The 8,272-nt window shown below is 71.7% G+C and carries 1 protein-coding gene (cut by a window edge); it reads right to left on the bottom strand.

From position 1 onward, the window contains the following. Window positions 1-70: 70 nt before the first annotated feature. A protein-coding gene (locus K8556_RS39660) for a non-ribosomal peptide synthase/polyketide synthase (protein WP_223738383.1) crosses the window boundary here: on the bottom strand, window positions 71-8,272 show its final stretch. It continues 20,325 nt past the right edge of the window; 8,202 of the gene's 28,527 nt are visible here — the last part of the coding sequence; the start codon falls outside the window, past its right edge; its stop codon occupies window positions 71-73.

The following is an 8,272-nucleotide window of genomic DNA, read 5'->3' as shown; positions in this document are numbered from 1 at the left end:
CCCGGCCTCGTTTCGGTGGTGCTCACCGGGGATCGTTACGTCGCCTTTCTCGTTTCCACACCCTCTGTGACTACCTCCCGTCCGCCATCAACAGCAACTGCGTCACGGAGGCGTCGAAGTAGAGCGGCCCGTTGAGGCTCACCCGCATCACCTTGGGCGCCTGCGGGTAGCAGGCCTCCGTCAGCGAACGATGCAGGTGCGCCAGCGAGCGGTGCTGGATCATCACGCCCTTGGGCGTACCCGTGGAGCCCGACGTGTAGATGACGTAGGCCAGATGCTCCGGCCGCAGGGCCACTCGCGGGTTGCCTGGCGAGGACGCTTCGATGCGCCGCGCGTCCGCGTCCAGCCGCACCACGTGCCGCACCGCTGGCTGCCAGGACTCCGCCTGCGCCTGGGTGGTCAGCAGCACCGTCGCGCCACTGTTCTCCAGGATGAAGGCCCTTCGCGCTTCAGGGGCCGCCGGGTCGAGCGGCACGTACGCGCCGCCCGCCTTGAGGATGCCCAGGAGAGCGACGATGGCCTCCGGCGAGCGCTCCAGGCAGAACGCCACCGGCACGTCCGGGCCCACGCCCAGCGAGCGCAGGGAGTGCGCCAGTTGGTTCGCGCGCACGTTGAGCTGGTGGAATGACACCGTCGTATCGCCCATCACCACGGCGGGCGCCTTCGGCGTGCGCGTCACCTGCTGTTCGAAGCGCGCGTGGAAGGACACGTCGCCTTCGAAGGGAGCGGTCTCTCCGCTCCATTCCTCCAGCACCCACTGGCGCTCCTCCGCCGTCAGCAGGGGCAGGGTGTCCAGCGCGGCGTCGGGCTTCGCGACTGCTCCCTCCAGCAACTGGATCAGGTGCTCGGACAGCCTGCGGGCCGTGGCAGGTTCGAAGAGGTCCGTGGCGTAGGAGAGGGCGCCCTCAAAGCCTCGCTCCGTGCGAGCCAGCGTCAGGTCCAGGTCGAACTTCGTCGAGGACAGGTCCACCTCCACCGGGCGCAGCGTCAGCTCCGGCAGACGCACCTCCGCGTCCGGCACGTTCTGGAGCGCAAAGAGGGCCTGGATGAGCGGCGTGCGCGACAGGTCGCGCGCGGGCTGCACGGCCTCCACCAGCCGCTCGAAGGGGATGTCCTGGTGCTCGTAGGCGCCCAGCGTGGTGGCGCGTACCTGCGCGAGCAGCTTGCGGAACGAAGGACGTCCGTCGAACCGCGCGCGCAGCACCAGCGTGTTGACGAAGAAGCCGATGAGGCCCTCCGTCTCCGCGTGGCGCCGGCCCGCGATGGACGTGCCCACCAGCAGGTCTTCCTGGCCTGAGTACCGGTGCAGCAGCGTCTGGAAGGCCGCGAGCAGCACCATGAAGGGCGTGGCGCCCTCCGCCTGGGCCAGCGCCTCCACCGCCTCACTCAAGTCCTGCGACAGGCGCACCGGGAACGTCGCGCCCCTGGCGGAGCGCTGGGGCGGACGAGGCTTGTCCGTGGGCAGCGCCAGCGCCTGTGGGGCTCCGGCCAACTGCTGCGTCCACCACGCCAACTGCGCGTCCAGCACTTCGCCCTGGAGCCAGTTCCGTTGCCAGACGGCGAAGTCCGGGTACTGCACCGGCAGCTCCGGCAACGGCGAGGGCTGGCCCTGCCGGAAGGCCTCGTAGAGCGCGGTGACTTCACGCACCAGGATGCTCATGGACCAGCCGTCTCCGATGGCGTGGTGCATGCACAGAAGCAGCACATGCTCCACTTCGCCCAGCTTCAGCAACGTGAGGCGCGCGAGCGGCCCCACGGCGAGGTCGAAGGGCGTCAGCGCGTCCTCGCTCGCGAGCCGCGCCGCCTCCGCTTCACGCACGTCGTCGGAGAGGCCCGACAGGTCCACCACCGACAGGACTCCGGTGGGGGCGGGGTGCACGTGCTGGCGGGGTTCGCCTTCGTGCGCTTCGAACGTGGTGCGCAGCGCTTCGTGGCGCTGCACCAGGGCGTCGAAGGCCTGCTGGAGCGCGGGCACATCCATCGCCCCGGAGAGGCGTAGTGCCGTGGGCATGTTGTAGAGCGCGCTGCCCGGGTCGAGTTGGTCGATGAACCACAACCGCTGCTGCGCGAAGGACAGCGGGTGCGGACCGGGGCCCGTCGCGGGGCGCAGAGGCGGCAGGGCGCTGGCCTCCGGCGCGTCCGGCAGCCGCTTCGCGAGCCCCGCCACGGTGGGGGAATCGAACAGCGCCCGGACGCCCACGTCCACGCCGAAGCGGGCGCGGATGCGGGAGACCAACTGCGTGGCCAGCAGCGAGTGTCCGCCCAGTTCGAAGAAGCCGTCATGGCGGCCCACGACGGGCACGTTCAACAACTCCTCCCACAGCGAAGCCAGGGCCACCTCCGCGGGCGTTGCAGGGGCTTCGTACGAGCGCGCCGCGCGCCGCTGTGCCTCCGGCGACGGCAGCGCCTTGCGGTCCACCTTGCCGTTGGGCGTCAGTGGCAGGACGGGCAGGGTGACGAAGGCGGACGGCACCATGTACTCCGGCAGGTGCCGCCGCAGGTGCTCGCGCAGTCCTTCCGTGTCGCCGTCCGTCACGACGTAGGCCACGAGCCTCGCGTCACCGGGTGCGTCCTCGCGCAGCAGGGCCACCGCGTCACTGACGCCCGCGTGCGTGCGCAGCGTGGCCTCGATTTCGCCCAGCTCGATGCGGTAGCCGCGCAGCTTCACCTGGAAGTCCAGGCGGCCCATGAACTCCAGCGTGCCGTCCGGCCTCCAGCGGCCCCGGTCTCCCGTGCGGTAGAGCCGCGCGCCGGGCTCCGCGCTGAAGGGGTCTGGCATGAAGCGCTCGGCCGTCAGGTCCGGCCGGCCCAGGTAGCCGCGCGTGACGCTCTCGCCGGAGAAGCACAGCTCTCCCGGCGTGCCGATGGGTACCAGGCGCTGCCGCGCGTCCAGCACGTATGCGTTCAGGTTCGCCACGGGCCGGCCGATGAAGGGCTCCGTGCGGGAGTTCCCCTGGATGATGACGCCCGCCGTGCAGACCGTGCACTCCGTGGGGCCGTAGCCGTTGAAGACGCGCGTGCGGTCCGTCGCGGCCAGCTTCCTCCACGCCTCCGCGTCCAGGGCGTCGCCGCCCATCATCACGAGGGGCGGCACCCAGGCCCGCTCCAGCATCCCGGCCGCCAGGAGCGGCTTGAGCTGCGCGGGCGTGCAGTCGAACGAGTCGATGCGGTGCTGCTCCAGCCACGCGAGCATCGCCTCCGGGTCCACGCGCAGCGCGTCCGGGACGATGTGGAGGCAGTGCCCGTCGATGAGCTGCACCACGCGGTCCATCACCGCGTCGAAGTACAGCGGCGCGTTGACGCTGACGCGCTGCCCCTTGGGCTGGCCCGCGTAGAACGCGCGGAGGAAGGCCCGGTGCATGTTGAGGATGGTGCGGTGTTGCACCATCACGCCCTTGGGCGTGCCCGTGGAGCCGGACGTGTACAGCACGTACGCCAGGTGCTCCGGTCCCGTCAGGGCGGGCAGGGGCTCATGCGAGAGGGCACCCAGGCCGGTCTGCTCCACGTCCAGCCACACTTCGTGGACGCCGTAGGGGCTCCACTCCCCGCAGGCGGCTTCGGTCGTGACGAGCACGGCCGCGCCGCTGTCCTTCAGCACGAAGTCCCTGCGCGCCGCCGGGGCGCCAGGGTCCAACGGGACGAAGGCGCCACCGGCCTTGAGCACCGCGAGGAGCGCCACGAGGGCCTCCACCGAGCGCTCCAGGCACAGCGCCACCCGAACCTCAGGCCCCACTCCCATGGAGCGCAGCCGCCACGCGAGCTGATTCGCCCGCGTGTCGAGCTGCCGGCACGTCAGCGCCGTCTCCTCGAACACGACAGCGGGGGCATCCGGCGTGCGCACCACCTGCCGCTCGATGAGGCCGTGCAGCGTGGCGTCCCGCTCGAAGTCCACCAGCTCGCCGCTGCCCATGCGAACCAGCCGCACCAGCTCCTCCGGCGAGACGAGCGACACGTCCGCCAACGGCAGGTCCGGCGCGTCGCACGCGGCCTCCAACAGCCGGCGCACCTGGGCGAACAGCCGCTCGATGGTGGCCGTGTCGAACAGATCCGCCGCGTAGCCCAGGTGGCCCTCGTAGCCTTCCGCGGAGCGGCTCAGGTTCAGGGCCAGCTCGAACTGCGAGGGGGCTTCGCCCTCCAGGTGGGTGGGCGCCACGGCGAGGCCGGGCACCGCCAGCTCCGGCAGAGGGGCGTTCTGGAGCGCGAACATCGCCTGGAACAGCGGCGTGCGGCCCAGGTCACGCTCGGGCTGGAGCGCCTCCACCAGGTGCTCGAAGGGGATGTCCTGGTGCTCGTACGCGCCCAGCGTGGTGGCGCGCATCTGCGTGAGCAGCTCGCGGAACGTCGTCCGCGCGCTGAAGCGCCCGCGCAGCACCAGCATGTTCACGAAGAAGCCGATGAGGCCCTCCGTCTCCGCCTGCCGGCGGTTCGCGATGGGCGAGCCCACCAGCACGTCATCCTGTCCGGAGACGCGTGAGAGCACCGCCTGGAACGCCGCCAGGAGCGCCATGAAGGGCGTGGCGCCTTCGGCTTGCGCCAGCGCGTCCACGCGCTCGCTCAGGGCGCGAGGCAGCGTCACCCGGATCAGACCACCGCGCCGCGAAGCACCGGCCGTCCTCGGCCGGTCCGTGGGCAGGTCCAGCACGAGGGGCGCTCCGGACAACTGCTGCTTCCACCACGCCACCTGCGCCTGGAGCACTCCGCCCTGGAGCCAGCCGCGCTGCCAGATGGCGTAGTCCGCGTATTGCACCGGCAGCGGGGGCAGCGTCACGGGCTGGCCCGTTCGCAGTGCCGCGTAGAGGGCCGTGAGCTCCCGCACGAGGACGCCCAGCGACCAGCCGTCGGACACGATGTGATGCAGGTGCAGCACCAGCACGTGCTCGCTGGCCTCCAGCTTCATGAGCAGCGCGCGGATCACCGGCCCGCGCGTCAGGTCGAACGGGCGCAGCGTCTCCGCGTGGCCCAGGCGCTGGGCTTCGGCCTGCCTCGCGGCGCGGCTGCCCAGGCCGGTCAGGTCCACCGTCTCCAGGGGGACGTGGCCCTCCGGGTGGATGTCCTGCACGGGGCGGCCGCTCTCCATGCGGAAGGTGGTCCGCAGGGCTTCATGCCGCGCCATCAGCGCGTCCAGGCTGGCGCGCAGCGCTTCCACGTCCAGCTCGCCGGTGAGGCTCAGCGCCAGCGGCATGTTGTAGAGCGGGCTGCCCGGCTCCAACTGGTCGATGAACCACAGCCGCTGCTGCGCGAACGACAGCGGCGGCGCGGACGTGCGCTCCACCCGGACCAGCGGTGGCGCCTGCGTGCGGCGGGCCTCCGCGAGCTTCTCCGCCAGCGAGGCCACCGTAGGCGACCGGAACAGCTCACCCAGCGGCACCTCCAACCCCAGCGTTGAGCGAATGCGCGCGACCACCTGGGTGGCCAGCAGCGAGTGCCCGCCCAGCTCGAAGAAGTCGCCGTGGATGTCCACCGCGTCCAGGTGCAGCACCTCCGCCCAGATGTCCGCGAGCGCCTTCTCCAGTTCGCTCCGAGGCACGGCAGTCGCGCTGTCCGCGACACGGGCCTGGGGCGCGGGCAGGGCCTTGCGGTCCACCTTGCCGTTGGCGCTCAGCGGCAGCTTGGGCAGCACCACGATGGCAGCCGGCACCATGTAGTCCGGCAACTGCCTCTGCACGGCCGCTCGCAGCGCCGCAGTGTCCAGGCCTTCACCGCTCACGACGTAGGCGACGAGGCGCTTGTCGCCGGGCACGTCCTCGCGCACCACGACCACCGCTTCCTGGACTTCGGGCGACTGGCGCAGCACGGCTTCAATCTCGCCCGGCTCCACGCGGAAGCCTCTCAGCTTCACCTGGAAGTCCGCGCGGCCCAGGAACTCCAGCGTCCCGTCGCGCAGCCAGCGCACGCGGTCGCCCGTGTCGTAGAGGCGCGCTCCCGGTTCAGTGGCGAAGGGGTGGGGGATGAAGCGCTCAGCCGTGCTGTCCGGGCGCTGGAGGTAGCCCCAGGCCAGACCGTCTCCGCCCACGTACAGCGTTCCCGGCACACCCGGCGGCACGGGCTGGAGCGCCGCGTCCAGCACCCACACCGTGGAGTTCGACACCGGCCGGCCGATGGGCACCGAGCGGCCCACGGTGTCCCCAGCGCGCAACGTGTGCGTCGCGGAGAACGTCGTGTTCTCCGTGGGGCCGTAGCCGTTGACCAGCACGGCGCCCGGCGGCATCCGCTTCAGGTGTTCGCGCACGCGCTCCACGGGCAGCACGTCGCCGCCCGCCAGCACCTGCTTCACCCGGGCCAGCGCTTCGCCCTGGTGCAGCACCATCTGCTCGAAGAGCGCCGCGGTGAGCCACAGCGTGGTCACGCCTTCGCGCCTCAGCAGCGAGCCCGTGTCCCCGAGCGACATCGCGCCCGCGGGGGCCACCACCAACGTGGCGCCGTTGAGCAGCGCGCCCCAGACCTCCAGCGTGGACGCGTCGAACGCGATGGGCGCCAGGTGGAGGAAGACCTCCTCCGGCCCGAAGTGGATGAAGTCCGCGCCTCGCACCAGGCGCGTGATGCCCCGGTGCGGGACGCTGACGCCCTTGGGCCGGCCGGTGCTGCCCGACGTGAACATCACGTAGGCCAGCGCCTCCGAGGACACCGCCACGTCCAGCGCCGCTTCGGACTGCTTCGCGATGGCCGCGGCGTCCGCGTCCAGCAGGACCTGGAGGTCCGTCACGGCCGGCAGCTCGTCGGCCACCGCTTCCTCCGTCACGAGCAGGCTGACGCCCGCCTCGCGCAGCACCCACGCGATGCGCTCCGCCGGGGCCTGTGGGTCCACCGGCACGTACGCCGCGCCGGCCTTCAGGATGCCGAGCAGGGCGGTGATGCTCTCGAAGGAACGCTCCACGCACACGCCCACCCGGTGGCCGGGCCGCACGCCCTGGCGCCGCAGGTGGTGCGCGAGCTGGTTCGACGCCCGGTCCAGCGCCGCGTAGGACATCCGCCGCTCCCCGGCCTTCAGCGCCGTGGCGTCCGGTGTGCGAGCGGCCTGCTCGGTGAAGAGCGAGGCCACGGACGCGTCACGCGGGAAGTCGCGGGAGGTGCCGCTCCAGTCGGAGAGCAGCCGTTGACGCTCCGCCCCGGTGAGCCACGGCAGCTCCGGCAGCCGCGCTTCCGGCGAGCGAAGGGCGGACTCCAGCAGCACGCGCAGGTGCTCCACCATGCCGGCCACCGTGGACGGCTCGAACAGGTCCTGGTTGAAGCCCAGCACGCCTTCGAAGCCGTCCGGACCCCGGGACAGCACGCATTGCAGGTCGAAGAGGGTGGACTCCTTCAGGTCCTCGCGGGGCTTGATCGTCAGTCCTGGCAGCGCCAGCTCCGGCATGGGCGCGTTCTGGAGCGTGAACGTCACCTGGAACAGCGGCGTGCGGCCCAGGTCGCGCTGCGGCTGGAGCACCTCCACCAGCTTCTCGAACGGCAGGTCCTGGTGCTCGTACGCACCCAGGGTGGTGGCGCGCACCTGCTCCAGCAGCTCACGGAAGCGGAGCGTGTCGCGGACCCGCGTGCGCAGCACCACCGTGTTCGCGAAGTAGCCGATGAGGTCCTCCGCCTCCGCGTGACGGCGGCCCGCGATGGGCGACCCCACGAGCACGTCCTCCTGGCCCGCGTACCGGTGCAGCAGCAGTTGGAAGCCCGCGAGCAGCACCATGAAGGGCGTGGTGGACGTCCGCCGCGCGTACGCCTCCACCGCTTCGCTCAGCTCGCGCGACAGCACGAGCGCCTGGGCTCCCGCGCGATAGGCCCCTTGAGCGACAGGACGCGGATGATCCGTGGGCAGCTCCAGGTAGGGCGCGGCGCCTTCCAACTGCTCGCGCCAGTACGCCACCTGCGACTCCAGCACCTCGCCCTGGAACCAGGCGCGCTGCCAGAGCGCGTGGTCCGCGAACTGCACCGTCAGCTCCGGCAACGGCGACGGCTGCTCGGCCGCGAACGCCGCGTAGAGCGCGCCCATCTCCCGCACCAGCACACCGGTGGACCAGCCATCCGTGACGATGTGGTGCGTGTCGAGCAGCAGCACGTGCTTCGTGGGCCCCAGCTTCATCAGGAGCCCCCGGAACAGCGGGCCCTGCTCCAGGTCGAACGGGGTGGAGGACTCCTCCCGCGCCAGCCGCGAGACCTCCGCCTCCCGAGCCTCAGGCGTCGGGAGCGAGGACAGGTCCGCGTGCCGCAGGGACATGGGGAACGGCGGGTGGATGACCTGCGTCGGCGTGCCTTCCCGCGACTGGAACGTGGTGCGCAGCGCTTC

Origin of the sequence: Corallococcus sp. AS-1-12 (assembly GCF_020036995.1) — a bacterium.
GTDB lineage: Bacteria > Myxococcota > Myxococcia > Myxococcales > Myxococcaceae > Corallococcus.
Note: the sequence above shows the minus strand (reverse complement) of the source record. Positions and strands in the feature narration are given on the sequence as shown.